The sequence below is a fragment of the Chromobacterium sinusclupearum genome, from assembly GCF_002902845.1.
In the GTDB taxonomy this organism is placed as follows: domain Bacteria; phylum Pseudomonadota; class Gammaproteobacteria; order Burkholderiales; family Chromobacteriaceae; genus Chromobacterium; species Chromobacterium sinusclupearum.
This window is the reverse complement of the sequence record NZ_PPTF01000060.1, coordinates 161,261-187,039: the sequence shown is the minus strand read 5'-3', so window position 1 is coordinate 187,039 and position 25,779 is coordinate 161,261. Positions and strand designations below refer to the sequence as shown.

General features: G+C 62.7%; 28 protein-coding genes. 8 read left to right on the top strand and 20 right to left on the bottom strand.

Features of this window, described 5'->3' with window-relative positions; genetic code table 11:
* Window positions 1-903 carry a tyrosine recombinase XerC gene (gene xerC, locus C2134_RS12875; protein WP_103320582.1) on the top strand — a complete coding sequence of 301 codons (903 nt, stop codon included), beginning with the start codon at window positions 1-3 and terminating at the stop codon, window positions 901-903.
* On the opposite strand, the gene C2134_RS12870 is transcribed toward xerC, so the two are convergent.
* The 3 genes from C2134_RS12870 to orn form a co-directional block, all read right to left on the bottom strand.
* Window positions 900-1,400, bottom strand: a complete 501-nt coding sequence (locus C2134_RS12870) for a CinA family protein (RefSeq protein ID WP_103320581.1) — start codon at window positions 1,398-1,400, stop codon at window positions 900-902. The genes xerC and C2134_RS12870 overlap by 4 nt on opposite strands.
* On the bottom strand, window positions 1,390-3,042 hold the full coding sequence (gene pgi, locus C2134_RS12865) for a glucose-6-phosphate isomerase (RefSeq protein ID WP_103320580.1): 1,653 nt from the start codon (window positions 3,040-3,042) through the stop codon (window positions 1,390-1,392). The genes C2134_RS12870 and pgi overlap by 11 nt, the downstream gene beginning before the upstream one ends.
* Window positions 3,043-3,124: 82 nt before the next feature.
* Window positions 3,125-3,670, bottom strand: a complete 546-nt coding sequence (orn, locus tag C2134_RS12860; protein WP_103320579.1) for an oligoribonuclease — start codon at window positions 3,668-3,670, stop codon at window positions 3,125-3,127.
* A gap of 79 nt (window positions 3,671-3,749) precedes the next feature.
* On the opposite strand from orn, the gene C2134_RS12855 reads away from it, so the two are divergent.
* From C2134_RS12855 to C2134_RS12835, 5 genes are all read left to right on the top strand, one after another.
* Window positions 3,750-4,997, top strand: a complete 1,248-nt coding sequence (locus tag C2134_RS12855; RefSeq protein ID WP_103320578.1) for a M48 family metallopeptidase — start codon at window positions 3,750-3,752, stop codon at window positions 4,995-4,997.
* Window positions 4,994-5,320, top strand: a complete 327-nt coding sequence (locus tag C2134_RS12850) for a 4a-hydroxytetrahydrobiopterin dehydratase (protein WP_103320577.1) — start codon at window positions 4,994-4,996, stop codon at window positions 5,318-5,320. Before C2134_RS12855 ends, C2134_RS12850 begins: the two co-directional genes overlap by 4 nt.
* Entirely contained in the window at window positions 5,317-6,192 is an 876-nt protein-coding gene (gene rsgA / locus C2134_RS12845) for a ribosome small subunit-dependent GTPase A (RefSeq protein WP_103320576.1), read from the top strand. Before C2134_RS12850 ends, rsgA begins: the two co-directional genes overlap by 4 nt.
* Window positions 6,193-6,305: 113 nt before the next feature.
* Window positions 6,306-7,046, top strand: coding sequence for a beta-ketoacyl-ACP reductase (locus C2134_RS12840; RefSeq protein WP_043625426.1), 741 nt, complete (start codon window positions 6,306-6,308; stop codon window positions 7,044-7,046).
* A 108-nt stretch (window positions 7,047-7,154) separates the two neighbouring features.
* The gene (locus C2134_RS12835) at window positions 7,155-7,643 is read left to right on the top strand and encodes a free L-methionine (R)-S-oxide reductase MsrC (protein WP_103320575.1); all 489 of its coding nucleotides are present in this window, start codon (window positions 7,155-7,157) and stop codon (window positions 7,641-7,643) included.
* 68 nt (window positions 7,644-7,711) lie between these two features.
* Here C2134_RS12835 and C2134_RS12830 read toward each other — a convergent pair whose 3' ends face one another.
* From C2134_RS12830 to C2134_RS12775, 11 genes are all read right to left on the bottom strand, one after another.
* Window positions 7,712-8,116, bottom strand: a complete 405-nt coding sequence (locus C2134_RS12830) for an FKBP-type peptidyl-prolyl cis-trans isomerase (RefSeq protein ID WP_043625432.1) — start codon at window positions 8,114-8,116, stop codon at window positions 7,712-7,714.
* A 43-nt stretch (window positions 8,117-8,159) separates the two neighbouring features.
* The gene (locus C2134_RS12825) at window positions 8,160-8,582 is read right to left on the bottom strand and encodes a BLUF domain-containing protein (RefSeq protein ID WP_043625464.1); all 423 of its coding nucleotides are present in this window, start codon (window positions 8,580-8,582) and stop codon (window positions 8,160-8,162) included.
* Window positions 8,583-8,597: 15 nt separating this feature from the next.
* Window positions 8,598-9,296: a GTP cyclohydrolase I gene (folE, locus tag C2134_RS12820; RefSeq protein ID WP_103320574.1), complete on the bottom strand. Its 699-nt coding sequence runs from the start codon at window positions 9,294-9,296 to the stop codon at window positions 8,598-8,600.
* Window positions 9,297-9,651: 355 nt separating this feature from the next.
* Window positions 9,652-10,920, bottom strand: a complete 1,269-nt coding sequence (locus C2134_RS12810; RefSeq protein WP_103320572.1) for a nitronate monooxygenase — start codon at window positions 10,918-10,920, stop codon at window positions 9,652-9,654.
* A gap of 101 nt (window positions 10,921-11,021) precedes the next feature.
* Window positions 11,022-11,606, bottom strand: a complete 585-nt coding sequence (locus C2134_RS12805; RefSeq protein ID WP_103320643.1) for a uracil-DNA glycosylase family protein — start codon at window positions 11,604-11,606, stop codon at window positions 11,022-11,024.
* Complete coding sequence (locus C2134_RS12800) at window positions 11,599-12,561, bottom strand: 3-deoxy-7-phosphoheptulonate synthase (protein WP_103320571.1); 963 nt, start codon at window positions 12,559-12,561, stop codon at window positions 11,599-11,601. The genes C2134_RS12805 and C2134_RS12800 overlap by 8 nt, the downstream gene beginning before the upstream one ends.
* Window positions 12,558-13,154: a hypothetical protein gene (locus tag C2134_RS12795; protein WP_199179934.1), complete on the bottom strand. Its 597-nt coding sequence runs from the start codon at window positions 13,152-13,154 to the stop codon at window positions 12,558-12,560. Before C2134_RS12795 ends, C2134_RS12800 begins: the two co-directional genes overlap by 4 nt.
* A gap of 17 nt (window positions 13,155-13,171) precedes the next feature.
* Window positions 13,172-13,753 carry an LOG family protein gene (locus C2134_RS12790; protein WP_103320570.1) on the bottom strand — a complete coding sequence of 194 codons (582 nt, stop codon included), beginning with the start codon at window positions 13,751-13,753 and terminating at the stop codon, window positions 13,172-13,174.
* A 69-nt stretch (window positions 13,754-13,822) separates the two neighbouring features.
* The gene (pheA, locus tag C2134_RS12785) at window positions 13,823-14,893 is read right to left on the bottom strand and encodes a prephenate dehydratase (protein WP_103320569.1); all 1,071 of its coding nucleotides are present in this window, start codon (window positions 14,891-14,893) and stop codon (window positions 13,823-13,825) included.
* A 62-nt stretch (window positions 14,894-14,955) separates the two neighbouring features.
* On the bottom strand, window positions 14,956-15,879 hold the full coding sequence (locus C2134_RS12780) for an EamA family transporter (RefSeq protein ID WP_158248767.1): 924 nt from the start codon (window positions 15,877-15,879) through the stop codon (window positions 14,956-14,958).
* Window positions 15,872-16,666, bottom strand: coding sequence for an alpha/beta fold hydrolase (locus C2134_RS12775; protein ID WP_103320567.1), 795 nt, complete (start codon window positions 16,664-16,666; stop codon window positions 15,872-15,874). Before C2134_RS12775 ends, C2134_RS12780 begins: the two co-directional genes overlap by 8 nt.
* Window positions 16,667-16,889: 223 nt before the next feature.
* Here C2134_RS12775 and C2134_RS12770 point away from each other — a divergent pair, with 223 nt between their 5' ends.
* Together C2134_RS12770 and C2134_RS12765 are read left to right on the top strand one after the other, a co-directional pair.
* Window positions 16,890-18,686, top strand: coding sequence for a protein-disulfide reductase DsbD (locus tag C2134_RS12770; RefSeq protein ID WP_233196438.1), 1,797 nt, complete (start codon window positions 16,890-16,892; stop codon window positions 18,684-18,686).
* A gap of 58 nt (window positions 18,687-18,744) precedes the next feature.
* The gene (locus C2134_RS12765) at window positions 18,745-19,836 is read left to right on the top strand and encodes an AI-2E family transporter (RefSeq protein WP_103320565.1); all 1,092 of its coding nucleotides are present in this window, start codon (window positions 18,745-18,747) and stop codon (window positions 19,834-19,836) included.
* A 96-nt stretch (window positions 19,837-19,932) separates the two neighbouring features.
* Here C2134_RS12765 and C2134_RS21255 read toward each other — a convergent pair whose 3' ends face one another.
* From C2134_RS21255 to C2134_RS12740, 6 genes are all read right to left on the bottom strand, one after another.
* A complete protein-coding gene (locus tag C2134_RS21255) occupies window positions 19,933-20,376 on the bottom strand; it encodes a hypothetical protein (protein WP_146042157.1) in 444 nt (147 codons plus the stop codon).
* A gap of 70 nt (window positions 20,377-20,446) precedes the next feature.
* Window positions 20,447-20,785: a 2Fe-2S iron-sulfur cluster-binding protein gene (locus tag C2134_RS12760; RefSeq protein ID WP_103320564.1), complete on the bottom strand. Its 339-nt coding sequence runs from the start codon at window positions 20,783-20,785 to the stop codon at window positions 20,447-20,449.
* Window positions 20,782-21,969, bottom strand: a complete 1,188-nt coding sequence (locus C2134_RS12755) for a molybdopterin molybdotransferase MoeA (RefSeq protein WP_103320563.1) — start codon at window positions 21,967-21,969, stop codon at window positions 20,782-20,784. The genes C2134_RS12760 and C2134_RS12755 overlap by 4 nt, the downstream gene beginning before the upstream one ends.
* Window positions 21,970-22,099: 130 nt before the next feature.
* The gene (locus tag C2134_RS12750; RefSeq protein ID WP_103320562.1) at window positions 22,100-23,065 is read right to left on the bottom strand and encodes an ABC transporter permease; all 966 of its coding nucleotides are present in this window, start codon (window positions 23,063-23,065) and stop codon (window positions 22,100-22,102) included.
* A 1-nt stretch (window position 23,066) separates the two neighbouring features.
* Window positions 23,067-24,158, bottom strand: a complete 1,092-nt coding sequence (locus C2134_RS12745) for an ABC transporter permease (protein ID WP_233163818.1) — start codon at window positions 24,156-24,158, stop codon at window positions 23,067-23,069.
* Complete coding sequence (locus C2134_RS12740; RefSeq protein WP_103320561.1) at window positions 24,155-25,684, bottom strand: ABC transporter ATP-binding protein; 1,530 nt, start codon at window positions 25,682-25,684, stop codon at window positions 24,155-24,157. The genes C2134_RS12745 and C2134_RS12740 overlap by 4 nt, the downstream gene beginning before the upstream one ends.
* Between the last annotated feature and the right edge of the window lie 95 nt (window positions 25,685-25,779).

The window sequence follows — 25,779 nt, the reverse complement described above, 5'->3', positions numbered from 1 at the left end:
ATGCGCGACGACATCGCCCGCTTCATCGACCACCTGACCGTCGCCGGCCGCAGCCCGCACACGCTGGCGGGCTATCGCGCCGATCTGGAAACGCTGACTGGCCAGTTGCAGCCCAAAACCCTGGCCGAAGCCCAAGCCATCGACTTGCGCAAAGCATTGGCGCAACAACATGCGCGCGGCCTGGGCAGCCGCAGCCTGGCGCGACGGCTGTCCGCTTGGCGCCAGTTCTATCAATGGCTGCAGCACAGCGGGCAACGCGAAGACAACCCGGCCAGCGCCTTGCGCGCGCCGAAACGCGACAAACTGCTGCCCAAGGCGTTGCCGGTCGATGGCGCGGCGGCGCTGCTGGACAGGATAGAAGGCGATGACGAACTGGATGCGCGGGACCGCGCCATCTTCGAGCTGGTCTACAGCTGCGGGCTACGCTTGTCGGAAACAGTGGGATTGAATCTGCAAGACGTGGACTTCTCTGATCAGCTATTGCGGATTCGCGGCAAGGGCGGCAAGGAAAGACTGGCGCCGATAGGCGCGGAAGCGATGCGCCGGCTGCAAACATGGCTGGCGCAACGCCAGGCAGCCGCAGACGAGCCCGCGCTGTTCACCGGCCGCCACGGCCGCCGCCTGGGCGGCCGCCAGATAGAAAAACGGCTGCGCGACTGGGCCATCAAGACCGGCGCCAGCCAGCATGTCCACCCGCACATGCTGCGCCACTCCTTCGCCTCCCACCTGCTGCAGTCCTCAGGCGATCTGCGGGCAGTGCAGGAGCTGCTGGGCCACGCCAACCTGTCCAGTACGCAAATCTACACAGCGCTCGACTTCCAGCATCTGGCCAAGGTCTACGACCAGGCGCATCCCCGGGCGCGGCAAGCGCCCGCCAAACCCGACACTGACGAAGACAGCTAAGCCGCGCGCACGTGGCCATGGATGCGCTGCAACAGCCGCGCCAACGCTTCTTCCACAGTTTGCTGCCGAACGGCTTCGCGGTCGCCGCAAAAGTGGCAACTCCAAGCCTCCGTCTGCCCGCCGGGATGGGCGATGGCCAGCCAGACCAGGCCCACCGGCTTTTCCGGCGAGCCTCCATCCGGCCCGGCGATGCCGGAAACCGCCACGGCCCAGTCGGCATCGGCCAGTGCCTGCACGCCGACCGCCATTTCCCGCACCACCAGTTCGCTGACCGCGCCGTGGTCCATCAACGACGACGCCTGCACGCCCAACAACTGCTGCTTGGCCTGATTGCCGTAGCTGACCACGCCATGGCTGAACCAGGCAGAGCTGCCCGGAATGTCGGTGATGGCGGCGGCGATCAATCCACCCGTGCAGGACTCGGCCGTGGCGATGCTTTCGCCGCGTCCGAGCAGCATCGCGCCGAGATCGGCGGCCAGTTGTCTGCTATTTGCCATGTCGTTCTCTGTAATGCCTGATCAGGCCGTTGGTGGAGCTGTCGTGCGACAGCGCGCCGGTGTCGCCGGATAGTTCCGGCAGGATGCGCCTGGCCAGCTGCTTGCCGTACTCCACCCCCCACTGATCAAACGAGTTGATGCCCCAGATCACCCCCTGCACAAACACCTTGTGCTCATACAAAGCCATCAGCATGCCCAGGGCATAGGGCGTGACTTTGTCCAGCGCCAGCGTGTTGGAGGGCTGGTTGCCCGGAAACAGTTTCTGCGGCAGCAGCATGTCCAATGCCTCGCCCGATAAATGCCCCAGCTCCTGCATCACCTCGGCCTCGCTCTTGCCGCGCATCAAGGCCTCGGTCTGCGCTAGGCAGTTGGCCACCAGGACGTCGTGCTGATTGCCCAGCGGATAATGACTGTTCAGCGGCAGAATGAAGTCGCATGGCACCAAGCGCGTGCCCTGATGCAGCAGTTGGAAAAAGGCATGCTGGCTGTTGGCGCCCTCCTCGCCCCAGATCACCGGCCCGGTGTCGAAATCCAGCACCTCGCCGCAGCGCCCGACCCGCTTGCCGTTGGACTCCATATCCAGCTGCTGGATGTGGGCCGGCAAGCGCCGCAGGCCATGATCGTAGGGCATGATGGCATGAGTATGCGCCCGATAGAAGGTGTTGTACCAGATGCCGATGAGCGCCAGCAGCACCGGCATATTGGCCTCGAACGGCGACTCGAAGAAGTGTCGGTCCATGGCGTGGCCGCCGTCGAGAAAGGCCCGGAAATGGTCGTAGCCTACCGACAGCATCACCGGCAAGCCGATGGCGGACCATACCGAGTAGCGCCCCCCCACCCAATCCCAGAAGCCAAACATATGCTGCGGATCGATGCCGAAAGCCCGCACCGCCGGCTCATTGGTGGACACGGCCACAAAATGGCGGGCGATATCGGCATCCGTCCCCGCCTGCAGGAACCAGCCGCGCGCAGCCTGGGCGTTCAGCAGCGTTTCCGGCGTGGTGAACGATTTGGAGGCCACGATGAACAGCGTGGTGGCCGGATGCAGCGCCTCCAGCGTCCGCGCCAGATGCTGGCCATCGACATTCGACACGAAATGGACGTTCAACTCCGGATGCGCATAGGCGGCCAAGCTTTCCTTGACCACCAGCGGCCCCAGATCCGAGCCGCCGATGCCAAGATTCACCACATCCCGAATCCTTTGGCCGTCAAAACCCAGCCACGCGCCGTCGCGCACCTTGTCGCTGAAATCGCGCATCCGCCGCAGCACCTGATGCACATCCGCCACCACATCCTGGCCATCCACCACCAAGCTGGCATCTTCCGGCAGGCGCAGCGCGGTATGCAGCACGGCGCGGTCTTCGCTGATATTGATGCGCGCGCCATCGCGCATCCGCTCCATCCAGCCTTTCAGATCCGCCGCCCTAGCCAGATCGAACAGCAACTCCAGCGTGCGCTCGGTGATCCGGTTCTTGGAGTAATCGAGCAACAAGCCGTCCAATTCCAACGAGAAGCGCTGGAAGCGGTTTGGATCCAATTGAAACAGTTCGCGCATGTGCATCTGGCGCGTCGCCCGCTGGTGCTGATGCAGCTTGGCCCAGGTTGGCGTGCTGTTGATGTCGATGTGGCGGTGTGCGGCCATGTTTTCTGCCGATGGGATATTCAGAATGAAAAAAAGAGGGCTGGCCCAAGGACCGGCCCCGCTCGAATGGCTTGCCTCGCGCTTATAGCTTGAGGAAATGTTCGCGGTAGTAGCGCATCTCCTCGATAGACTCGAGGATGTCCGCCAACGCTTCATGCTTGCCGCGCTTGACCACGCCCTTGGCCACTTCCGGCTTCCAGCGCTTGCACAGCTCTTTCAGGGTGGACACGTCCAGATTGCGGTAATGGAAGTAAGCCTCCAGCCTGGGCATCCAGCGCGCCATGAAGCGGCGGTCTTGATGAATGGTGTTGCCGCACATCGGCGTGGTCCGTTCGGGCACATATTGCATCATGAACTCGAGCAGCGCCTGCTCCGCCTCGGCCTCGCTGACCGCGGAGTTTTTCACCTTCTCGATCAGACCGCTCTTGCCGTGCGTGTTCTTGTTCCAGTCGTCCATCGCGTCCAGCACGGCGTCCGGCTGGTGGATCACCAGCACGGGCGACTCGGCCACCACATTCAGCTGGCTGTCGGTGACGATCATCGCGACTTCGATGATGCGATCGGTATCCGGATTCAGGCCCGTCATTTCCATGTCGAGCCAGATGAGGTTATTGGTATCTTGTGCCATACTAGCCAATCTTGAGAAAACCCTGCCATTTTCCTTCATTGCCGCCGCGGCGGCAAACCCGACACCCATATCGATACCCATGACCGACGCATTTTCCCTACTGTTCGCCTGCGCGCTGGCGTTGACGTTGAGTCTGAAACTGTGGCTGGGCGGACGGCACATCCGCCATATCGCCCGCCACCGCAACCAGGTGCCCGCGGCCTTCCGCGACAGCATCACCCTGGAACAGCACAGCCATGCCGCCGATTACACCATCGCCAAGACCCGGCTCGGCCTGCTGTCGGCTTGGCTGGACACCGCGCTGATCGCCGCCTTGACTTTCGGCGGCGGCCTGCAATGGCTGGCCGTTCACTCGCTGCAATGGTTTGCCCAGCCGCTGCTGTCCGGCCTGGCGCTGATCGCCGCCGTTACGGTAATCAGCGGCCTGGTTTCGCTGCCGCTGAGCCTGTATGGCACATTCGGCATTGAGGCCCGCTTCGGTTTCAACAAGACGACAATCGGTCTCTACCTGATGGATCAGGTCAAGGGACTGCTGATCGGCGCCGTCATCGGCCTGCCGCTGGTGACCCTGGTGTTGTGGCTGATGGATATTTCCGGGCCGCTATGGTGGCTGTGGGTGTGGTTGGTGTGGTCGGCTTTCCAGTTGCTGCTGGTGGCCATCTTCCCCACGGTGATCGCCCCGCTGTTCAACAAGTTCCAGCCGCTGCAGGACGATGCGCTGAAGACGCGCATCGAGTCGCTGCTGCAAAGAGCCGGCTTCAAGAGCCAGGGCGTGTTCGTCATGGACGGCTCGCGCCGCTCCAGCCACGGCAACGCGTATTTCACCGGCTTTGGCTCCGCCAAGCGCATCGTGTTCTTCGATACCTTGCTGTCGCAGCTCAGCCACGCCGAGATCGAGGCCGTGCTGGCGCACGAGCTGGGCCACTTCAAACGCCGCCACATCGTCAAGCGCATCGCCATGGCCTTTGGCCTGTCGCTGGCGCTGCTGTGGGCGCTGGGCCAGCTGCTGCACGCGCCGTGGTTCTACGCCGGGCTCGGCGTCACCGTGCCGAGCACCGCGATGGCGCTGATCCTGTTCTTCACCGCGACACCGGCGTTCACCTTCCCGCTGACGCCGCTGTCCAGCCGCATGTCGCGCCGGCATGAGTACGAGGCGGACGATTTCGCCTCGGAACAGACCCGCGCCGACGATCTGATCGGCGCCCTGGTCAAGCTGTACCGCGACAACGCGTCCACGCTGACGCCGGACCCTATCCACTCCATGTTCTATGATTCGCACCCGCCCGCCGCGCTGCGCATCCAACATCTGAAAGGAAACCACGCATGAATCTGCTGGAATTGTCCTGCACCCCGCAACACGGCCAAAGCCCGCTGGCTGACAACACGGTCAAGCAACTGCTGTCCTCGCTGCCGGAATGGCAGATCGCCGGCATCGAGCTGAACAAAACTTACCGTTTCGCCAACTACCATGAAACGATGGCCTTTGTGAACGCGCTGGCCTGGATCGCCCACCAGGAAGACCATCATCCGGATCTGTCGGTGCATTACAACCGTGTAGTCGTCAACTTCAGCACCCACGATGCCGGCGGCCTGACCCTGAACGACTTCATCTGCGCGGCCAAGACCGAAGCCTTGATCAAGCGCCCATGACAGCCAGCGTAGGTCAAATCATCCGCAGCCACGGCCGCCGCTTCATCGTTGAAGCCAACGGCCAAACCTATGACTGCACCACCCGCGGCAAGCGCGTCGACTACGCTTGCGGCGATATCGTGGACATCCTGGTACAGAATCAGGAGCAGGCGGTGATCGAGCGCGCCCATGAGCGGCGCAGCCTGCTATACCGCCAGGACGACTGGAAGACCAAGGTCATCGCGGCCAACGTCACGCGCATCCTGTTCGTCATCGCCGCCGTGCCCTCGCCGAATGAGGAGCTGCTGGGCCGCTGCCTGATCGCGGCCGAGGCCGGAGACATCGAACCCGTCATTGTCGTCAACAAGTGCGACCTGCCGGAAACCGTCGCGCTGCTGGAAAAATTGCAACTGTATGTGAAACTTGGATACAAGCTGGTTACACTGTCGGCCAAACAGGACTTCACCCCGCTGAAACCCTTGCTGCAAGGGCATACCAGCGTCTTGGTGGGGCAATCCGGAATGGGTAAGTCCACCCTGACCAATGCCCTGCTGCCTGAGGCCAACGCCCGCATTGGCGACATCTCCACCGCGCTGGATTCCGGCCGTCATACCACCACCCACGCCACGCTTTACCACCTGGACGAAAGCAGCCACCTGATTGACTCGCCCGGATTGCAAGAATTTGGTTTAAAGCACCTTAAAGCGGTTGATCTAACTCATTATTTCCCAGAGCTGCGCAGGTATATTGGACAGTGCCGTTTCCATAACTGCACGCACCGGGTCGAACCTAATTGTGCGATCATAAACGCAGCGGAAAAAGGCGAGATTGCGGCGCATAGACTGGGCTTGTTGCAGCGTTTGACGCAGGAGCTGTCGAAAGCGCATTTGTAAATAAGCAAGCACACACTTCTTATTTACTTTTTATATCGCGCTAAATATTCTGTAAGAAAAGGGGTTCAGTATTACGAAAGCATAAACTCAACACCAAAAGAGGAGCCAGCATCATGACGAAAAAAATCGCGCTAGTCACCGGCGGCATGGGCGGTATCGGAACCGCCATTTGCAAAACTCTGGCCGAAACCGGCCACACCGTTGTCACCACCTATAGCAAATCAGGCCGTGAACAAGCCTGGCTGGCCGACATGAAAGGCCTGGGCTTCACCGACATCCACTGCTACCAGTGCGACGTTGCCGACTTCGCCGCCTGCCAGTCCATGGTGGCGCGCATCGTCAAGGATCTCGGCCCGGTTTCCATTCTGGTCAACAATGCCGGCATCACCCGCGACGCCAGCTTCAAGAAGCAGACCAAGGACGACTGGGACGCCGTCATCCGCACCAATCTGGATTCGGTGTTCAACATGACTAAGCCAGTGCTGGACGGCATGCTGGAAGCCGGTTTCGGCCGCATCATCAATATCTCGTCCATCAATGGCCAGAAAGGCCAGTTTGGCCAGACCAACTACTCCGCGGCCAAGGCCGGCATGCACGGCTTCACCATGGCCCTGGCGCAGGAAGTCGCCAAGAAGGGCGTGACGGTCAACACCATCTCCCCGGGCTACATCGCCACCGAAATGGTCATGGCGGTGCCGGAAGACGTGCGCAACAAGATCATCGCGCAAATTCCGGTCGGCCGCCTCGGCAAGCCGGAAGAGATCGCCGCGCTGGTCGGCTTCCTCAGCTCCGAACACGCCGGCTTCATCACCGGCAGCAATATCGCGATGAACGGCGGCCAACACATGATGTAAGCCCGCCAAGGCTCCGCACACTGACACGCCGCCCTGCCCCGGGCGGCGTTTTCTTTTTGACCAACCCGTGTATGCTATCGCCTCCCCCAACCCGAATACGCAATACCCATGGCAGAAAATCTGATCATCGAAGGCGGCAGCAAGGAAGACAAGTACCGGACGCTGCTGCCGCAGGCGCACGCCCTGATTGATGGCGAAACCGACGTCATCGCCGCGCTGGCCAACCTCTCCTCCGCCCTGGCCATGACTTTTGGCTGGCTATGGACCGGCTTCTATCTGGTCAAGGGCGAGCAATTGGTTCTCGGCCCCTTCCAGGGACCGATCGCCTGCACCAGAATCCCCCATGGCCGCGGCGTTTGCGGCAGCGCCTGGGCGCAGAACCGCACGCTGCTGGTGGAGGACGTGGACGCCTTCCCCGGCCATATCGCCTGCTCATCCAGCGCGCGCTCCGAAGTGGTGGTGCCCGTTCGCGACGCCTCCGGCAAAGTGGTGGCGGTGCTGGATATCGACTCCGACCAGTTGGCCAGTTTCGATCAGATCGATGCCGACTACCTGGAGCGCATCGTCGCGCCGTTGGGCGCGCTGTTCCCGGCCTGACTCCCTCCCGCGACAATGAAACAGGCCCGCAGCAGCGGGCCTGTTTCATTGCCTGGATCGCTCCGCGATTATTTCTGGATATCCAGCAACTCCACCTCGAAGTACAGATCGGTGTTCGGCGGAATCGCGCCGGGCGCGCCGCGGCTGCCATAGGCGGTGGCGGCGGGGCAGAACAGCTTGGCCTTGCTGCCCACGCTCAGCGCGCTGACGCCCTGCGTCCAGCACGGAATCACGCGATTCAAGGGAAAGCTGATCGGGCCGCCATTCTTGTACGAGCTGTCGAACTCGCGTCCATCCTTGAATGTGCCGCGGTAGTTGACCTTGACGGTATCGGTTGGCTTAGGTTTGACACCCTTGCCCTGGGTCAGGATTTCGACCGTGACGCCAGACGGCAAGGTCTGCGTAGCAGCGGCCTGGGCCGATGCGGCGAGCGCCAGCAGCGCCAGAGCGGGAACAATGCGGTTCAGCAACATAACTCCTTCATCGGGAAAAATATAAGAACACCGCCAACCACTGCTAGCGGTACTGAATCGTGCCGGATTCGGCCAGATCCTCCAGCAGGCGTTCGACGCTGGCGCCCGGCATGATGAACGGGTCCAGCACGGGCAAGGACGAGTGGCGCAGCAGGATGGAGGCGTTCAACTGATCCAGCGCCACCTCGGCCATGCTCCAGTTGGCGAATTTGCGCTGCTCGATTTCCGAGAACGACAACAAGGTCAGCGAATGATGGCGAGCATCTCGCGCCAGCTTCAGATACAGACGGCTGACATGGACCCTGCTGCCCTCCAGCACCTGCACGAACACATCCTTGCTGTAACACAGGAGGCCGGTAATGCCCAACGGCGGATTATACTTGCGCGCCGCCAGCAGAATATCGTCCACCAGCGCCTGTTCTATCGGTTGTTGCGCCCGGCTGCAGTAAATCAGGCGAACCAGCATGGCCATGCTCCTCGATCATTTATGCATCAGCGACAGGAATTCCCGACGCAGCGTGGCATCCGTCAGGAACGATCCTCGCATCACGCTGTTGGTCATTTTGCTATTGCTGTCCTTCACGCCGCGCCAGTGCATGCAGAAGTGGTCGGCCTCCATCACGATGGCCAGGCCATTAGGCTGCAGCTTGCGCATCAGCAGGTCGGCGATTTGCGACACCGCCTCTTCCTGTATTTGCGGGCGGGACATCACCCACTCGATCAGCCTGGCGTATTTCGACAAACCGATCAGATTGGAATTCTCGTTGGGCATCACCCCCACCCACACCCGGCCGATGATGGGGCACAGATGATGGGAGCAGGCGCTGCGCACGGTCACCGGCCCAACGATCATCAATTCGTTCAAACGTTCCACATTGGGGAACTCGGTGCTGGGCGGCATCGGCACATAACGACCGCGGAACACTTCGCGCACAAACATCTTGGCCACGCGCTTGGCCGTCTCATGCGTGTTGTGATCATGCTCGATGTCAATGACCAGGCTCTCCAGCACTGTTTTCAATTTAGCCTGGACTTCGTCTTGCAGCGCATCGAGCTCGCCGTCCTCGATGTAGTCGGCGATATTATCGTTAGCATGGAAACGCGCGCCGGCCTCTTGCAAACGGTAGCGAATCTTTTGGGAAACGGATTCCGGCTGGTTCTGCTTGTCGGTTTTGCTCATTGTTGATTATTAGTTCGCAAGAAAATGGAAATCATTTCGAATATACACCAATCACCCATGGCGGAAGATAGCATCGGGCCTGAATTCTTCATAGCCAGCGTGGCATAGTGAGCCGATGGTAGTGCAGCTGATGGCGGCATGCAAACCTCGCCATCCGCAACCCGCATCCACGGCGATGCCAGCGGCTTTCTCCCGGGCAACTCGCTCAAAGCGTCAATGCTATATAAGTAGACCGCGAACATCAACAAAATGATTTGGCATGAACAATCCTTGCCGCGCCGCATGCGGCATGCCAAAGAAAAACGGCACCCGCTTGCATGGAAGCGAATGCCGTTCTGACTGCATGCACTAAGGCTCAACCGGCCAACAGGCATACCTCGCGCTTAGGCAGCGCAATCTTATGGTCCGTGCTGTATTGGTAATCGTGGAACACATGTTCCGCGCTGAGCAACTGGTAGCTGCCGTCCGCCAAACGATGCGTTGTGTCCTTCAGACGATACGCATAGTGGCCGCAGGTCCAGCAATCGAAATTGCGCATATGGGTGCACAGGCAGGTTTTCTCCCAAACGGGCACGCGGCGCTCGCCCGGATGGGCCTCATGCGCTTTATGGTAAGCCTCGATATAGGAGCAGCTGCCCTTCGCATCCAGTAGATAGCCGTAAGCCTCGCAATTGGGCCGGATGCTGTCGCCAATCGCCGGACAGCCCTTGATCATCCGCATCGGATAACCGGTGGGGGACAGCTGATTGACCTCGATATCGTCTTCGTCGGCCTTGAAATACTCCTGCTGCACCTTCTCCGGCAAGCCGCATTCGCGCGTCACCGTGAAACGGGTCGCCACTTGCACCGCGCCGGCGCCGGCTTCCAAGAAACCCGCAGCGTCGCTGCCAGTGAAAATGCCGCCGGCCGGAATCAGCGGGATATCCAGCTGTTCGGCTTTCAACCAGTCGCGGATTTCAGTAAAGATGCTTGCCAGATCGTACTCGGCCCAGTCCATGCCGAAACCGAGGTGGCCGCCGGCCAACGGCCCTTCCACCACCACATAATCCGGCATCCGGCCGCAACGGCCGTTCTTTTTCAGGAACAACTGCAGGGCGCGCAGCGAGGACACGATGATGCCGAGCTTGGCATCGCGAAAACGCGGATGATCCTCGATCAGCGCGAACGAACCCAGGTGCAGGCCGGCCGCCAGCGTGATGCCGTCGATGCCGGCATCCAAGGCGGCGCGCATGCGTACCCGCAGCGTTTCCTTGGGCGCGTTCATGGTCAGCTTTTCCATGCAATTGATGAAGACCAGGCCATCGCCCTGCTTCTGCTGCATGGCGTTGCCGACGTGAAGCCGCGTGGCCTCTTCCAGCACGCCCAGATCAAACTGGACAACCGACTTATCCGGGTTGTCCACATTGAATTTGTACTTCGCCAGCTTGGTCTTGACGAACTTGGTGTCGAAACGGCGATCCGTCACCGTCGGCACCATCGCGTCGGATATATGGCCGACGCCACCAAGCCTGGCAGCTTCCAACGCCAACCGGGCAGTGGAAATGTCCACCCCCATGCCGCCGATCATGATCGGCACCAGTTGCTTGTTGCCCAGCTGCAGGCGAAAATCATCAACACACTTCATTTTGACGGCTCTCCCCTAAGTGCTGGGGCGGATTATCACCCGCAAAAAACGGAAAATCCACATTTTTAGAGTTTTTGCTCATAGCGCCCGGCGCAGCCGGCCTATCCAGCCAACGTCTCTCTCACCAAAATCCGCAACGCCGGCAGCAACTCGCTCTCAAACCAGGGATTTCTCCGTAGCCACAACTGATTGCGCGGACTGGGGTGCGGCAGCGGCACAACGGCAGGCCAGTATTCGCGCCAGGCTGCCACCGTCTCGGTCAGCGTTTTCTTGCGCTGCGGCAGATGATAAGCCTGGGCATACTCGCCCACGGCCAGCACCAGCCTGACATCGCGCAGCAAAGGCAAGAGCCGCGGATGCCACAGCGCCCTGCACTCCGGCCTGGGCGGCAGATCGCCGCTGCGCCCGGCGCCGGGGTAGCAAAAACCCATCGGCACAATGGCGAAGCAGCTTGCATCATAGAACTGCGCCGCATCCACACCCAACCAATCACGCAAACGCTCGCCGCTCGCATCCTGCCAGGGAATGCCGCTTTCATGGACCTTGCGCCCCGGCGCCTGCCCCGCAAGCAGAATGCGGGAATTCGGCGCAGCCCGCAGCACCGGGCGCGGCCCGTGCGGCAAATGCGCCTCGCAGTGCCGGCAAGCCGCGATATCCAGCAGCAGCCCTTCCACAGGCTCAGCCATGCCCATGACCCAGTGAAGCCGCCATCCCCATTCCCGCAAGCAATGCTTCCAAGCTCAACGCTTCGGCCGCATCCATTTCCATCAACACGCCGCATGCGCCGGCAAGCAGCGCCGAAGCGGCCAAAACCGGTGCCAAGCTCGCGCCGCCCGCCGCTACGGGCGCCACCATCACGGGCAGATGCGTTTCGCGCCGCAAGCAGGCCAACTCGCCCACATCCAGGCCCGCCGCCTCTCCCTCGCTCCCGCAGTCACACAGGATGATTCTATGATTGCCGCCCACCGCCACGTGCTCGGCCGCCAGCAGCCATTCGCCAAGCCTCACGCGATTATTCCGCTGCAAGATGACAGGTTTGTTGATGCGGCCGACTTCTCGCAACAATTCCACCTGATGCAGGCAATGCGGCGGCAATAGCAAGCCGCCCAGTTGCAATTCCAGATACACATCCAGCAAGCGCAAATCGCGCAGCTCCGCCACCGCCACCAGCCCATGCTCCGCCGCCACCTTGCTCAAGGTCTCCAGATCGGCCGCGCCCATGGGACGGTAACGATATGGGTTGTCATGGCCGCTGCGGCCTGCGAATAACAAGCGGCCGCCCGCAGCCTTGATCCGGGCCGCGGCGGCGGTCAGCGCGTCGCGGTTCCAGTCATGGCCGCAACCGCCCAGCCAGGCCGGCGCGCCGCCGCCAAAGGCGACATCGCCGATGCGCACAATGCTGTCTTCAGGCTGCGCCTCGCGCGAAACGATGCGGTAATCGCTGACTACGCGCAAGGCGCGGGCCACGCCCGGCATCGATTCGAACCAGGCCGGCTCCAGACCGCGCTCCTGTCCCACCGCGCCGATCACGGTACGCTCGCTGCCGCGCGACAGATGCGCCATCAAACCCTGCGCTTCGATGCGCGCCACCACGGCGGCAATCTCGGCATCCGTCGCAGAGCCATTCATTACGATGATCATTTCCGCACTCCACCATGATGCTGCCCGCCAGCATCCGCTCTATTGCGCCATTTGCGCACCACCCGCCGCACCAGCCTGGACAAGGCCGAAGGCTGGGACAGACGCTGCCGCAGCTTGAACAGGGCAACCCGGGCCCAGCGCCACGGCAAGGACGCATGCAGACGCTCAAACACCCAGGCGCGGCAACGATGAAAACCATCATATAGCCGCACAAACCACGGCACCTCCATCAAAGCCGGCCGCGTCAGCGTGAACAAGCGCGCCACCAGCGCGGTGCCGCCCAGCTTGGCCAGCAGGATCACCGCCAGCCCCAGCAGGGCATGCCCCTGCTCGATCAGAAACAGTGCCGCCAGCTTCACCGGCAACAGCGCCAGGGCCGGCGCCAAAAACAGCGCCAACGCCACCTTGGGCGAGCTGGCGGCGATGCGGCGCTCCAGCGCAGACAGCGGCGGCCACTTGGCCAACCAGGCAACCGCGCCGGCCAATTCGTCCCAGGCGTACTCTTCAAACACGATGATGGCCGCCAGCAACAAGGCCAGCGGCCAGGCCAGGGCGCGCCGACATCTCGGCCAAATGCCGGATTTGGACGACATCGACGAGGGCCTTGGCATCAGGTCTTGCTCAGGTCCAGCCACTTGGGCACCGGCTGCGGACGATACTCGCGCATCCAATCCAGCAGCGCCGGCAGGCTTTCGCTGCGCTGGAACAGGTTCAGGTTGCCGGCCGGCACGAAGCCCTCTTCAACAGCGCGATCGACCATCGCCTGCAGCGGCTTGAAGAAACCGCCGACATCCAGCATCCCCACCGGCTTGTCATGCACCGACAGCTGCGCCCAGGTCAGGATCTCGAACAATTCGTCAAACGTGCCGAATCCGCCCGGCAAAGCGACGAAACCGTCGGACAACTCAGCCATCAACGCCTTGCGCTGATGCATGGTTTCGGTGACATGCAGCTCGCTCAGCCCCAGATGCGCCACTTCCTTCGCCTTCAGAAACTCCGGGATCACTCCCACCACGCGGCCGCCCGCGGCCAGCGCGGCATCTGCCGCCACGCCCATCAAGCCGACGTTGCCCGCGCCGTAGACCAGCGTGATGCCCTGCTCTGCCAATGTGCGGCCGAATTCGCGCGCCGCCGCCTCGTATTCCGGCCTGGCGCCTTTGTTGGAGCCGCAAAACAAACAAATCGATTTCATCTTCTTTTTCTTCCCAAACTTCCAAAACAATAAGGGCCGGAAAACCGGCCCAGGATCATACACAGCCCGTCACAGCACCGCCGCCGGATAGGAGCCCAGAATCTTGACGTAGGATGTCCGCTCCTGCAGCCCCTTCAGCGCCTGCAGCACTTTCTCGTCCTGGCGGTGGCCTTCCAGGTCGATGAAGAACACATAGTCCCACAGGCCGGCGCGCGAGGGCCGCGACTCGAACTTGCTCATCGACACGCCATTGGCCGCAATCGGCTCCAGCAGGTAATGCACGGCGCCGGGACGATTCGGCGCGGACACCACGATGGAGGTTTTGTCCTGGCCGGTGGCGCCGACATCCTGCAAGCCCAGCACCAGAAAACGCGTGGTGTTGTTAGGCTCGTCCTCGACGTTCTCCGCCAACTTAAGCAGCCCAAAGCGCTCGGCCGCGGCCTGGCCGGCTATCGCCGCCGCCGAGGCGTCTTCGGCCGCCATGCGCGCCGCCTCGGCATTGCTGGCCACGGACACGCGCTCCACGCTGGCCGGCAGATTCTTGTTCAGCCATTCGTGGCACTGCGCCAGCGCCTGGGCGTGGGCATAGACGCGGCGGATGCCCTCCATGCCCTCGATGCCGCGCAGCAGATGATGATGGATGCGCAGCACCACCTCGCCGCAAATCTTCAACGGCGAACTGACCATCAGGTCCAGCGTGCGGCCGACCGCGCCTTCGGTGGAGTTCTCCACCGGCGCCACCACGTAATCCAGCGCGCGGGACTCCACCTGGCGGAAAGCCTCGTCTATCGAACTACAGGCCACGGTGCGGGCGGCATGGCCGAAGTGCTTGATGGTGGCCAGTTGGCTGAAGGTGCCTTCAGGCCCTAGATAGGCAATGGACAAGGGTTTTTCCAGCGCCAGGCACTCGGACATCACCTCGCGGAACAAGCGGGCGATCGACTCTCCCGGCAGCGGACCGGGGTTCAAGTCCTTCAGGCGGCGCAGCACCTGGGCTTCGCGCTCTGGGCGGTAAATCACGCCGCCGCCCTTGATCTCGCCGATTTCTCGGGCATGGTTGGCGCGCTGGTTGAGCAAGGTGAGAATTTCGACATCGATGGCGTCGATGGCGTCGCGGTGTTGCTTGAGCAGGTGTTCCATCGTCACGGGCAGGGATCTTTCATGCGGCTAATGGAGGAATAACCATAGTTTCCGCGAGAACCCTATCCATCGCAAGCCTTGCCGGTCGGGGCAAGCGTGCGCAACCAAACTAGAGCCAGCGAGGCGGCCAGAATCAGGATGCCGCCCAGCAGGCCGCGCAGCCCCAGCGACTCCCCAAGAAACAGCACGCCCAGCAGCACGGTCACCACCGGCTCCAGGGTCGACACCACCGAGGCCAAGGTCGGGCCAATGCGAATCAACCCCGAGATGAAAGCCGCGATGGCGACAGCGGTGCCCAGCAAGGCCAGCGCAGTCACGGCCCCCCAGCCAGCCAGGGTATGCGGTAGCCGCAGCCCCTGGCCGATTGCCAAACTCGAGAAGATCGCTGCCGCCACCGACAATACCAGGGCGGAAGCGCAAACCGGATGGGCATCGGAACGAATACCGCCGCCCAGCAGGATATAGCCCGAGTAACACAGCGCGGCGCCGAAGGCCAGAGCCAGTCCCCACGGGCTGCCAGACAAGCCGCCGCCGAGCATGAGCGCCAACCCGGCGCTCGCCAAGACAATGGCAAACGCCTCCGCCCGGCCGAAACGATCCAGCCCCAGCAAGGCGCCGCCCAATGCCACCAGCGCGGGATAGCTGTACAGCACCAGCGCCACGGTGGCCGATGCGGCGTAATGCAGCGCGGAAAAATACGCCCAGGCCATGGCCGCATAGACCGCTCCCATCAAGCCATACGCCATCGCGGCTCGCCCGCTAGGCCAGCGCCATCCACGCCAGATGCCCCAGCCCGCCAAGACCAGCGCGGCAATGACAAAGCGGTAGGCCAACAGACTGGCAGTATCGACACCATCGCCATAGGCCAGTTTCGCGAACAACGCCATCGAGCCAAAACCGCAAGCGGACAACAATACCAGCCAGACGCCAAGCCAATCGCCGGAACCGAACAGCTGCCTGGCGGAAACGCACCGCGTCTCAGCCATGGCGCAAACGCTCCACCAAGGCCAGGACATGCTCGGCCGTCTCTATCGGCCGCTCCAGCGGAAACAGGTGGCCGCCAGGGTGGGACTCCACCTCGATGCCGAAATGCCGGCGCATGTAATGGATGTCGGCAGCGCTCAGCACATCGGAATCCGCGCCGGCGATGAAGCCGGTCGGGACTTTCTGGCGGCCTTTGTGGCAGGGGAAATTGTGCGGCAGCGTGGCGTAGATATCATGCTCCACTCGCGGCCGGAATTTCAGCCTGCGTCCGCCCTGCCCGTCGTCCTGGGTGCCGAGTTCAGCGTAGTCGGCCAGACATTCGGGATCGAAACGCGCGAACATAGGCTTGCGCGCGAAATAATCATGCACCATGTCGACCGAAGCCCAGTTGTCGCGCCGCTTCAGGGTATTGCCGCCCGGCGTGACTTTCTGGATGAAGCCCAGCCGCTTGGCCAGCCAGATGCCGAACGAACGACGCGGCCCCATCAACGGCGAATCGAGTATCACGATGGCGCGGAACAAATCCGGCCGCTTCCTGGCCGCGTAGAACATCAGAAAGCCGCCCAGCGAGTGGCCGACGCCGACCACCGGCCCAGCATAGCTGCGCTCGATGTGCCGTATGCTTTCGTCCACCAGATGCGGCCAGCAGTCGGTGATGGGAAAGGCCGGATCATGGCCTATGGTGTCCAGGTAACCGACTTCATGCCGCTCAGCCAGCTTGTTCAGCATCTTGCGATAGACCGAAGCTGGAAAACTATTGGCGTGGGCAAAATGTATGGTTTCTCGCATAACCCCTCATGCATAACGTCATTCTTATTTTTCATATCCGCTGCGCTGTCGGCGCGGGGTTCGGCCGGATATACTGGCAGCCGTCCGTCTGCTGGCGGAATGCGCGGTTTCGCATTTGCCGCGCCAGACAATTTGATGCATATTGCATCACACTGAGACAAAACGGAACCGCCCCGCGCCCGCCGCGTCTTACTTTCATCGCAACCCCAACCAGAGTCTGCAAGTGCAAGCATACCTCAACTCCATTCACCGCCTGGCATGGCAATGGCTGATGGCGTTCGTCGCCTGCCTCAGCATTGCGCTGCCTGCCCATGCGGTCAACCAAGACGACCTGCTTCCGCCCGAGAAGGCTTTCGCCGCCGAGGTCAGCCGCAGCAGCGACAAGCTGCAACTGACGCTGGACGTAGCGCCCGGCTACTACCTGTACCGCGACCGCATCGCCATCAGCACCACGCCGGCCGACCTGACCGGCAAGCCGACGCTGCCGACCGGCCAGGAAAAGAACGATCCTTACTTCGGCAAGCAGGTGATTTACCACGGCAAACAGCAGATCGTCATCCCGCTGAACGCCGGCGCGCCGGCCGACTTCCAGCTGAATGTCCGGCTGCAGGGCTGCGCGGAGGCCGGCGTCTGTTACCCGCCGTACACGCACAAGCTGAAGATCGGCGCCGTCAGCGGCGAGGCCGGCGGCAAAGCGAATTCCTGGCTCGGAGGCGCCGCCACCGCGGGAAAATCGCCGGCCGGTAACAGCGAGTTGGCGGCCAAGGGTTGGCTGACCACACTGGGCACTTTCTTGCTGGCGGGTCTGGGCATGGCGTTCACCGCCTGCATGTACCCGCTGCTGCCCATCGTTTCATCGCTGATTGCCGGCCAGGGCGCAACCCTCACCCGCGGCCGCGGATTCCTGCTGTCCCTGTTGTATGTGCAAGGCCTGGCGCTCACCTACACCGCCGTCGGCGTGGTGGCCGGCCTGACCGGCTCGCTGCTGACCGTGTGGCTGCAGCAGCCCGCGGTGGTGCTGACTGCGAGCGTGCTGATGGTGGTGTTCGCGCTGTCCATGTTTGATTTGTTCACCATCCAGTTGCCCAGCGCCCTGCAATCCAAGCTGGCCGACACCTCCAACCAGCTGTCCGGCGGCAAGGCCGTCACGGTATTCCTGATGGGCGCGCTATCGGCCCTGCTGGTGGGGCCCTGCGTCGCGCCGCCGCTGGCGCTGGCGCTAGGCTATATCGGCAGCACCGGCGACGCCGTGCTGGGCGGCGCGGCGCTGTATGCCATGGCGCTGGGCCTGGGGCTGCCGTTGATCGTCATCGGCACCTTTGGCGGCCATGTGCTGCCGCGCGCCGGCAACTGGATGAAGGCGGTGAAATCAGCCTTTGGCGTGGTCATGCTGGGCCTCGCCATCTGGCTGGCCACCCCATTCCTGCCGGCGGCGCTGGTGATGTTGCTGTGGGCGGCGCTGCTGATAGGTTCGGCGGTATTCCTTGGCGCATTCGACAGCCTGGCGACAAACGCCAAAGCCAGCGCCCGCCTGGGCAAGGCCCTGGGCTTGCTGCTGTTCCTGCTGGGCGGCGCCCAGCTGGTGGGCCTGCTGTCCGGCGCGGACAATCCGCGCTATCCCTTGAAGTTCATCGCCGCCAGCAGCGCCGAGGGCACCGCCAGCCATGCCTTCCAGGCCATCGGCTCGGCCTCTGAGCTCGATGCCAAGCTGGCCGAGGCCAAGGCTGCGGGCAAGCCGCTGCTGCTGGACTTCTACGCCGACTGGTGCGTCGCCTGCAAGGAGATGGAAGCCGAGGTCTTTCCGCAGCCGCAGGTGGCCGCCAAGATGGGGCAATTCGTGCTGCTGCGCGCCGACGTCACGGCCAACAGCGCCGAACACCAAGCGTTGCTGAAGCGTTTCGGCCTGTTCGGGCCGCCCGGCATCATTCTGTTCGGCGCCGATGGCAAGGAGGCGCAACGCATCGTCGGGTTCACTCCGGCCGAGACGTTTGCCAGCCAGCTGGCTCAGGTGGCACACTAGCGCGAATTCAAGGCCGGCATACCGCCGGCCTGTCCCGTTCCACCTTGCGGATACCACCATGCTGCCCATTCCCGGCCGATCCAGCCTCAGCATCCTCAACGTTTTCCAGATCGCCATCCTGGCCATGCTGGTGCTGGCCTGCATCAAGATATTGCAACCTTTTCTCGGCGCGCTGACCTGGGCGGCCATCATCGCCATTTCCGCCTGGCCGCTATACAGCAGGCTCAAGATCCGGCTACGCGGCCGGCACAAGCTGGCGGCGCTGCTGATCGTGCTGGGGCTGTCCTGCGCCCTGGCCATCCCCATCGGCCTGATGGCGCTGACGCTGGCGGACACCCTGCCGCACCTGGCCAATCTGACTCATGAACTCGGCGATTTCCGCCTGCCCAACGCTCCGGCCTGGCTGACCAGCCTGCCGGTGATAGGCGAAAGCCTGAACAAGATGTGGCAAAGCACCCAGGCCGACCTGCCGGGCTTCTTCGAAAAGATTCGCCCCGCGGTCAACGAAACCGTGCTGTTCCTGCTGTCCGGCGGCGCCAACCTCGGATTGAGCCTGCTGGAAATCGTGCTGGCCATCGTGGTGGCCGGCCTGCTGCTGATCAACGGCGACAAGCTGTGGGAGTTGGTGGAGCGCATCGTCTTGAAGCTGGGCGGAGAAACCGCCGGGGAGCTGCCGGAAGTGATCGCCCGCACCATACGCAGCGTCACCACCGGCGTGGTGGGCACCGCGCTGGCGCAAACCGTGCTGTGCGTGATCGGCCTATTGATTGCCGGCGTGCCGGGCTCGCTGGTGCTGGGCTTCCTGTGTTTCATCGTCGCGGTGGCGCAACTGCCGACGCTGATCGTCTGGCTGCCGGCCGCGGCATGGGTGTTCTACACCGGCCACACGGCTCTGGGCACCTTCCTGGTGGTGTGGGGCTTCCTGCTGATCAACACCATAGACAACATCCTGAAGCCGCTGCTGATCAGCCAGGGCGCGCAGATGCCGCTGTCGGTGATCTTCCTCGGCGTCATCGGCGGACTGATCGCCTGGGGCGTGATCGGCCTGTTCATCGGCCCGACGCTGCTGGCTGTGGGCCTGACCATGCTGCGGCATTGGCTGGAGCGGGAGGAAGTGGAAGAAATCAGCAGCGAGGGCGAGCAGTGCTGACGGTAAGGCGGAAGCCCCAAGGGGCGCTCCGCCTACAACACCCCATGATCATGAAAATATGTTTGAACAGCTAATTTGTCATGGAAATTAAAATCATCACTGCCTCGTGGATTGAAGCACTCCCAGAATCCTAGAGTACATTGGATACAGAATCTCAGCACCATACCCACTCCACTGCCTAAAATCCGCAATATCCTGCCTAACCACTTGAAAAGAGTCATGTAATGTGGAGCGTTGCGAAACAATGATTGCCATAGGCGATTCAGGAAACTGATCCGCAGTTATATCGACAATTAAATCCCCTCTCCGCAGCCAAGCATGCGAAGTCCATGTACCAACATCGACCTCTCCTCGCTCTCCAGTTACATAATTGAACCCCACAATACCCTGATCACTGAAATACGCACCGAGCAGAAGAGAAGCATCGCCGCAAGCTCCTTTTGGAAAACTCCTTAAGTTTACAATGCGCTCCTCAATGGGGAGCGTCTCGATAGCAATTCGGAAATGCGTTGCAACCTCCAATATTGCACTAGCGTCCATGTGCTCTCTCTGTAAGTTACTAATGCCGCAGGCGGAACGCCCTGCAAAGCCGGCCTTCCGCCCTACCGTCTCAATAGTCTGGGCAAGAAACCGTCCAGTCCCGCCCCTCTTCCACCGCCAGATGGCACGCCAGCCGCCATGGAGTGGGCTCGTTCCACTCGTCCTGCGCCGCCAGCGCGGCGTCTATCGCCCCGGCGCGCAGCAGCACATTGCGCTCCTTGCGGCCGGGGTGCTGCGGCGTGGCCATGCCGGCCACGCGCACCTTGCAAGTGCCGCAGGTGCCCTGGCCGCAGCGCCAGTGCAGCGGCACGTCTGCCAGGCGGGCGACGTCCAGCAGATTGTCTCCCGCCATCGCCTCGCTCTCATTCAGCAGCATGCCGCCTTCGCTGACGAAGCGGATGCGCGTCATGCCAGTTCCATGTACGGCAGCTCATCGCCGGGCTGGATGCGCTGACCCGGCTGCACCCAAGCCAGGCCGCCGGCCCAAGCGCAAGACATCAGCACGCCGGAACCCTGCTGTGGATACAGTTGCAGTTCCCAGCCGCTCGCGCCCACCACCTTGCGCACGCGCAGGAACTCGCTGCGCTTGGAATCGGGCCGGTCCCAGACAAAAGCCGCCGGGAAACGCGGCGCGAACGGCGCGCGCTCTATCAATCCCATTCGCTGCAGCAGAAATGGCCGCAGCAAGGTCTGCAGCGTCACATAGCCGGACACCGGATTGCCCGGCAAACCGATGAAATCGGCATCGCCCACCTTGCCGAAAGCCAGCGGCTTGCCGGGCTTGATCGCCAGCCTCCACAGCGTCAGCTCGCCCTCGGCCTCCACCGCCGCCTTGACGTGGTCCTCTTCGCCCACCGACACCCCGCCGCAGGTGACGATGACGTCGGCCACCGCCGCCGCGTCGCGCAGCAATTGCCGCGTCGGCTCCAAAGCGTCGCCGACATGGCCCAGGTCTATCACCTCGCAACCGAGCTTGTGCAAGGCCGGGATCAGCCAAAAACGGTTGGAATTGTAGATCTGTCCGGCGGCCAGCGGCTGGCCCGGCTCCACCAGCTCGTCGCCAGTGAAGAATACCGCGACGCGCAACTGCGGACGCACCGGCAGCCGAGCCAGCCCTATCGAGGCGGCCAGCCCCAGATCGGCCGGCGTCAGCCGACGGCCCGGCGCCAGGATGGTTTGCCCGGCGGCGATATCCTCGCCGCGGCGGCGAATATTCTGCCCGGCCTGCGGCGCGGCGCTGAAGGCAACCTGGCCATCCTCGCCCACCACGGCCTGTTCCTGCATGATGACGGCGTCGGCGCCGTCCGGGATCGGCGCGCCGGTGAAGATGCGGGCGACGCTGCCGGCCGTCAGCGCCTGCGGCGCGCTGCCGGCGGGAATCCGCTGCGACACCGGCAAGGGGCCGCCGCTCTCGGCGCAGCGCACGGCGTAACCGTCCATCGCGCTGTTGTCATGCGGCGGCACATCGATAGCGGCGGTAACCGGCTGAGCCAGCACGCGTCCGGCAGCCTGCAGCAGGGAAAGATTCTGGTGGGTGTTCAACGGCCTGGCGCGCTCCAGCAGCCAGGTCAGCGCCTCTTGATAGCTCAGCATCGTGTTTCCTGTTCTGTCCGGCGGCGGACCCCTTCCCGCCGCTCGCAGTTGGCATCATAGCATGCGCCGAGATGCAAAAAGCCCGCCGGCACAGGCCGACGGGCTTGGCAATGCAAACGTGATGGCGGGATCAGCGCGATTTGACGAAGGGCACGCCGATGGCCTTGGGCGCCACGGCGCGGCCGACAAAGCCAGCCAGCAGCAGCACGGTCAGCACATACGGAATCACCGCGATGGCCTGCGACGGGATCTGGCCGATCACCGGTAGCGCCACGCCTTCCAGACGGATCTGGATCGCGTCGGCGAAGGCGAACAGCAGGCAGCCGATCACCGCCGGCACCGGACGCCACTTGCCGAAGATCAGCGCCGCCAGCGCCAGGAAGCCCTTGCCGGCGGTCATTTCCTTGATGAAGCTGCCGGTCTGGTACACCGACAGATAGGTGCCGGCCATGCCGCACAGCACGCCGCCCCAGAGCAAGGCGGTGTAGCGCACCTTGGCCACGGAGATGCCCGCGGTATCGGCGGCATGGGGGTTCTCGCCCACCGCGCGCAGGCGCAGGCCGAAGCGGGTCTTGTACAGCACCCAGGCCACCAGCGGAATCACTATGAACACGGTGATGTAAACCAGGATGGAATGGCCGGACAGCAGCTTGCTGTAGACCAGGCCCAGCACCGGCACGTCGCGCAAGGCGTCGGCGAACGGCAGCACGATCTCGTGGAAGCGGGCGTCCTCAGGCAGCTGCGGCGAGTTGCCGCCTTGCTGGAACCAGGCCAGGCCCAACACCGGCGTGATGCCGGAGGCCACGGTGTTGATGGCCATGCCGGAGATCAGCTGGTTGCCGTTATAGGTGACGGAAACGAAGGCATGCACCATGGCCATCGACACCGCGGCCATGATGCCGGCCAGCAGGCCCAGCCACGGGCTATGGGTGAGGTAGGCCGCGGCGGCGGAAGCGAAGGCCGCCACCAGCATCTTGCCTTCCAGGCTGATGTCCACCACGCCGGAGCGCTCGGAGAACATGCCGGCCAGCGCGGCCAGCACCAGCGGCGTGGCCACGCGCACGGTGGAATCGAGAAGACTGAAGAACATTTCCATATTACTTGTCCTTGCGCTTGAACAGGCCGGCGATGAACGGCTCGAACAGGTTTTCCAGCGCGCCGCAGAACAGGATGATCAGGCCCTGGATGAACAGGATCATCTCGCGCGTGATCAGCGGCTTTTCAAACGACAGATCGGAACCGCCCTGGGTCAGCGCGCCGAACAACAGCGCGGACAGCACGATGCCTACCGGGTGGTTGCGTCCCATCAGCGCCACGGCGATGCCGACGAAGCCGACGCCGTTGGTGAACAGCACGTTCATGCGGTGCGAGGAGCCCAACAGATCATTGACCGAAGCCAGGCCGGACAAGGCGCCGGACACGCACATGGCGATGATGATGACAGCGCTGACGCTGATGCCGGCGTAGCGCGCGGCGTGGTCGTTGGTGCCGACCGTGCGCAGCGTGAAGCCCCAGCGGCTGTGCCATACGATCAGGTAGAACAGCACGCAGGCCAGCAAGGCGAACACGAAGCTCAGGTTCAGCGGCGAGTTCGGCATGCCCGGAATCAGCAGATGCATTTGCGGAATCCAGCCGGTTTCCGAGAACATGCGGGTAGTCGGGTTTTGCGAGCCGGCTTCGATCAACTGGTGGCTGATCAGGTACAACATCAGCGAGTAGGCGATGAAGTTGAACATGATCGTGGTCACCACGATATGGCTGCCGCGCTTGGCCTGCAGGTAGGCCGGGATATAGGCCCAGGCCGCGCCGAAACCCATCGCCGCCAATACTGCCAGCGGGATCAGCACATAGGACGGCAGCGTGTGGTCAAACCCCAGCATCACCAGCGTGACGCCGAGGCCGGCCAGATAGGCTTGGCCTTCGCCGCCGATATTGAACAGCCCGGCATGGAAGGCCGTGGCCACCGCCAGGCCGGCGAAGATATAGCTGGTGGTGTAGAACAGCGTGTAGCCTATGCCCTCGCCGTAGCCGAAAGCGCCGTTGACCAGCAGCTTCAGGCATTCCCACGGATTCTCGCCGATCATCCAGGTGACGAAGCCTGTCACCAGCAGGGCCGCCAGCAGGTTCAGCACCGGCAGCACGGTAAGCTGCGCCCAGCGCGGCAAAGTGGAAGGTTGTCCGAATTTCAATGTTTGTGCCCTCCCATCAGCAGGCCGAGGGAAATGGTGTCGGCGTCCTTGGCCGCCACTTCGCCGGTGATCTGGCCGCCGGCCATCACCAGGATGCGGTCTGCCAGCGCCAGGATTTCTTCAAGTTCCACCGACACCAGCAAGATGGCCTTGCCTTCGTCGCGCAGCTCAACCAGCCGCTTGTGGATGAATTCGATCGCGCCGATATCGACGCCGCGCGTCGGCTGGCCGATCAGCAGCAAGTCAGGATTGGCGTGGATCTCGCGCGCCAGCACCACCTTCTGCTGATTGCCGCCGGACAAGAGGCCCACCCGCAACAGCGGATTGCCCGGGCGGATATCGAACTGGGAGATGAAGTCGCGCGTGCGCTCCACCAGTTTCTTGCGCGAATACAGGAAACCGCTGCGCAGCGATTTGTCGTTCTGGTAGCCCAGAATGGCGTTTTCAAATGTGGAGAACGCCTTGACCAAGCCTTCGCGCGAACGGTCTTCCGGAATATGGCCGATGCCGCGCTCGCGGTAGACGGCTGCGCGCGGCTTGCGCTTACACGGCAGCTTCAGCAGGTCCTCGCCCTTGTAGGCGATGCTGCCCGCGGTCGGCGCTTGCATGCCGGCCAGCACTTCCAGCAGCTCGGACTGGCCGTTGCCGGACACGCCGGCGATGCCGACAATCTCGCCAGCCTTGACCTGGAAGTTCAGGTTGTCCAGCAGCTTGACCTGGCGCTCGTCGGTCAGGCACAGGCCCTTGACGTCCAGCACCACGGCGCCGGGCGCGCGCTCGGCCTTGTCCACTTTCAGCGACACCTTGCGGCCCACCATCAGGTCGGCCAGCTTTTCCTTGTCCACATCGCAGGTGCGCACATTGCCCACCACCGTGCCGGCGCGCATCACGCTGACGTTGTCGGTGCTGTCCATCACTTCGCGCAGCTTGTGGGTGATCAGGATCACCGTCTTGCCCTGCGCTTTCAGCGAACGCAGGATGTGGAACAGATGGTCGGCCTCCTGCGGCGTCAGCACGGCAGTCGGCTCGTCCAGGATCAGTACGTCGGCGCCGCGATACAGCGCCTTGAGGATTTCCACCCGCTGCTGCAGACCAACGCCCAGTTCCCCAACCAGCGCGTCCGGATCCACTTCCAGCGAGTAGTTCTTGTTCAGTTCCTTCAAATGCTCGCGGGCCTGGTCCATCCCGCCCTTGAGCAAGCGGCCGCCTTCAGCGCCCAGCACGATGTTTTCCAGCACAGTGAAGGTATCCACCAGCATGAAGTGCTGATGCACCATGCCTATCCCCAGACGGATCGCTTCCTGGCTGTTACGGATGCGCACATCCTGGCCATTGACGCGGATGGAACCGCTGTCGGCCTGATAATAGCCGTACAGAATGCTCATCAACGTGGACTTGCCGGCGCCGTTCTCGCCGATGATGCCGTGAATGCTGCCCTTGGGCACGCTCATCGTCACATCACGGTTGGCCTGGACGGCGCCAAAGCTCTTGTTGATGCCTGTCAGCTCAATGGCAAACTCGGTCATGCTTTGTCTGTTCCCGATCTTCGTTTATATCCCCATCGCCGGCGCCAACAGCAAACAGCCGCGATGAACGAGTCACCGCGGCTGCGCCCCCGACC

Excerpts from the sequence above, each read along its gene's own strand:
- xerC (WP_103320582.1), top strand. The coding sequence starts at position 1 with ATGCGCGACGACATCGCCCGCTTCATCGACCACCTGACCGTCGCCGGC.
- C2134_RS12870 (WP_103320581.1), bottom strand. The coding sequence starts at position 1,400 with ATGGCAAATAGCAGACAACTGGCCGCCGATCTCGGCGCGATGCTGCTC.
- pgi (WP_103320580.1), bottom strand. The coding sequence starts at position 3,042 with ATGGCCGCACACCGCCACATCGACATCAACAGCACGCCAACCTGGGCC.
- orn (WP_103320579.1), bottom strand. The coding sequence starts at position 3,670 with ATGGCACAAGATACCAATAACCTCATCTGGCTCGACATGGAAATGACG.
- C2134_RS12855 (WP_103320578.1), top strand. The coding sequence starts at position 3,750 with ATGACCGACGCATTTTCCCTACTGTTCGCCTGCGCGCTGGCGTTGACG.
- C2134_RS12850 (WP_103320577.1), top strand. The coding sequence starts at position 4,994 with ATGAATCTGCTGGAATTGTCCTGCACCCCGCAACACGGCCAAAGCCCG.
- rsgA (WP_103320576.1), top strand. The coding sequence starts at position 5,317 with ATGACAGCCAGCGTAGGTCAAATCATCCGCAGCCACGGCCGCCGCTTC.
- C2134_RS12840 (WP_043625426.1), top strand. The coding sequence starts at position 6,306 with ATGACGAAAAAAATCGCGCTAGTCACCGGCGGCATGGGCGGTATCGGA.
- C2134_RS12835 (WP_103320575.1), top strand. The coding sequence starts at position 7,155 with ATGGCAGAAAATCTGATCATCGAAGGCGGCAGCAAGGAAGACAAGTAC.
- C2134_RS12830 (WP_043625432.1), bottom strand. The coding sequence starts at position 8,116 with ATGTTGCTGAACCGCATTGTTCCCGCTCTGGCGCTGCTGGCGCTCGCC.
- C2134_RS12825 (WP_043625464.1), bottom strand. The coding sequence starts at position 8,582 with ATGCTGGTTCGCCTGATTTACTGCAGCCGGGCGCAACAACCGATAGAA.
- folE (WP_103320574.1), bottom strand. The coding sequence starts at position 9,296 with ATGAGCAAAACCGACAAGCAGAACCAGCCGGAATCCGTTTCCCAAAAG.
- C2134_RS12810 (WP_103320572.1), bottom strand. The coding sequence starts at position 10,920 with ATGAAGTGTGTTGATGATTTTCGCCTGCAGCTGGGCAACAAGCAACTG.
- C2134_RS12805 (WP_103320643.1), bottom strand. The coding sequence starts at position 11,606 with ATGGCTGAGCCTGTGGAAGGGCTGCTGCTGGATATCGCGGCTTGCCGG.
- C2134_RS12800 (WP_103320571.1), bottom strand. The coding sequence starts at position 12,561 with ATGATCATCGTAATGAATGGCTCTGCGACGGATGCCGAGATTGCCGCC.
- C2134_RS12795 (WP_199179934.1), bottom strand. The coding sequence starts at position 13,154 with ATGTCGTCCAAATCCGGCATTTGGCCGAGATGTCGGCGCGCCCTGGCC.
- C2134_RS12790 (WP_103320570.1), bottom strand. The coding sequence starts at position 13,753 with ATGAAATCGATTTGTTTGTTTTGCGGCTCCAACAAAGGCGCCAGGCCG.
- pheA (WP_103320569.1), bottom strand. The coding sequence starts at position 14,893 with ATGGAACACCTGCTCAAGCAACACCGCGACGCCATCGACGCCATCGAT.
- C2134_RS12780 (WP_158248767.1), bottom strand. The coding sequence starts at position 15,879 with ATGGCTGAGACGCGGTGCGTTTCCGCCAGGCAGCTGTTCGGTTCCGGC.
- C2134_RS12775 (WP_103320567.1), bottom strand. The coding sequence starts at position 16,666 with ATGCGAGAAACCATACATTTTGCCCACGCCAATAGTTTTCCAGCTTCG.
- C2134_RS12765 (WP_103320565.1), top strand. The coding sequence starts at position 18,745 with ATGCTGCCCATTCCCGGCCGATCCAGCCTCAGCATCCTCAACGTTTTC.
- C2134_RS21255 (WP_146042157.1), bottom strand. The coding sequence starts at position 20,376 with ATGGACGCTAGTGCAATATTGGAGGTTGCAACGCATTTCCGAATTGCT.
- C2134_RS12760 (WP_103320564.1), bottom strand. The coding sequence starts at position 20,785 with ATGACGCGCATCCGCTTCGTCAGCGAAGGCGGCATGCTGCTGAATGAG.
- C2134_RS12755 (WP_103320563.1), bottom strand. The coding sequence starts at position 21,969 with ATGCTGAGCTATCAAGAGGCGCTGACCTGGCTGCTGGAGCGCGCCAGG.
- C2134_RS12750 (WP_103320562.1), bottom strand. The coding sequence starts at position 23,065 with ATGGAAATGTTCTTCAGTCTTCTCGATTCCACCGTGCGCGTGGCCACG.
- C2134_RS12740 (WP_103320561.1), bottom strand. The coding sequence starts at position 25,684 with ATGACCGAGTTTGCCATTGAGCTGACAGGCATCAACAAGAGCTTTGGC.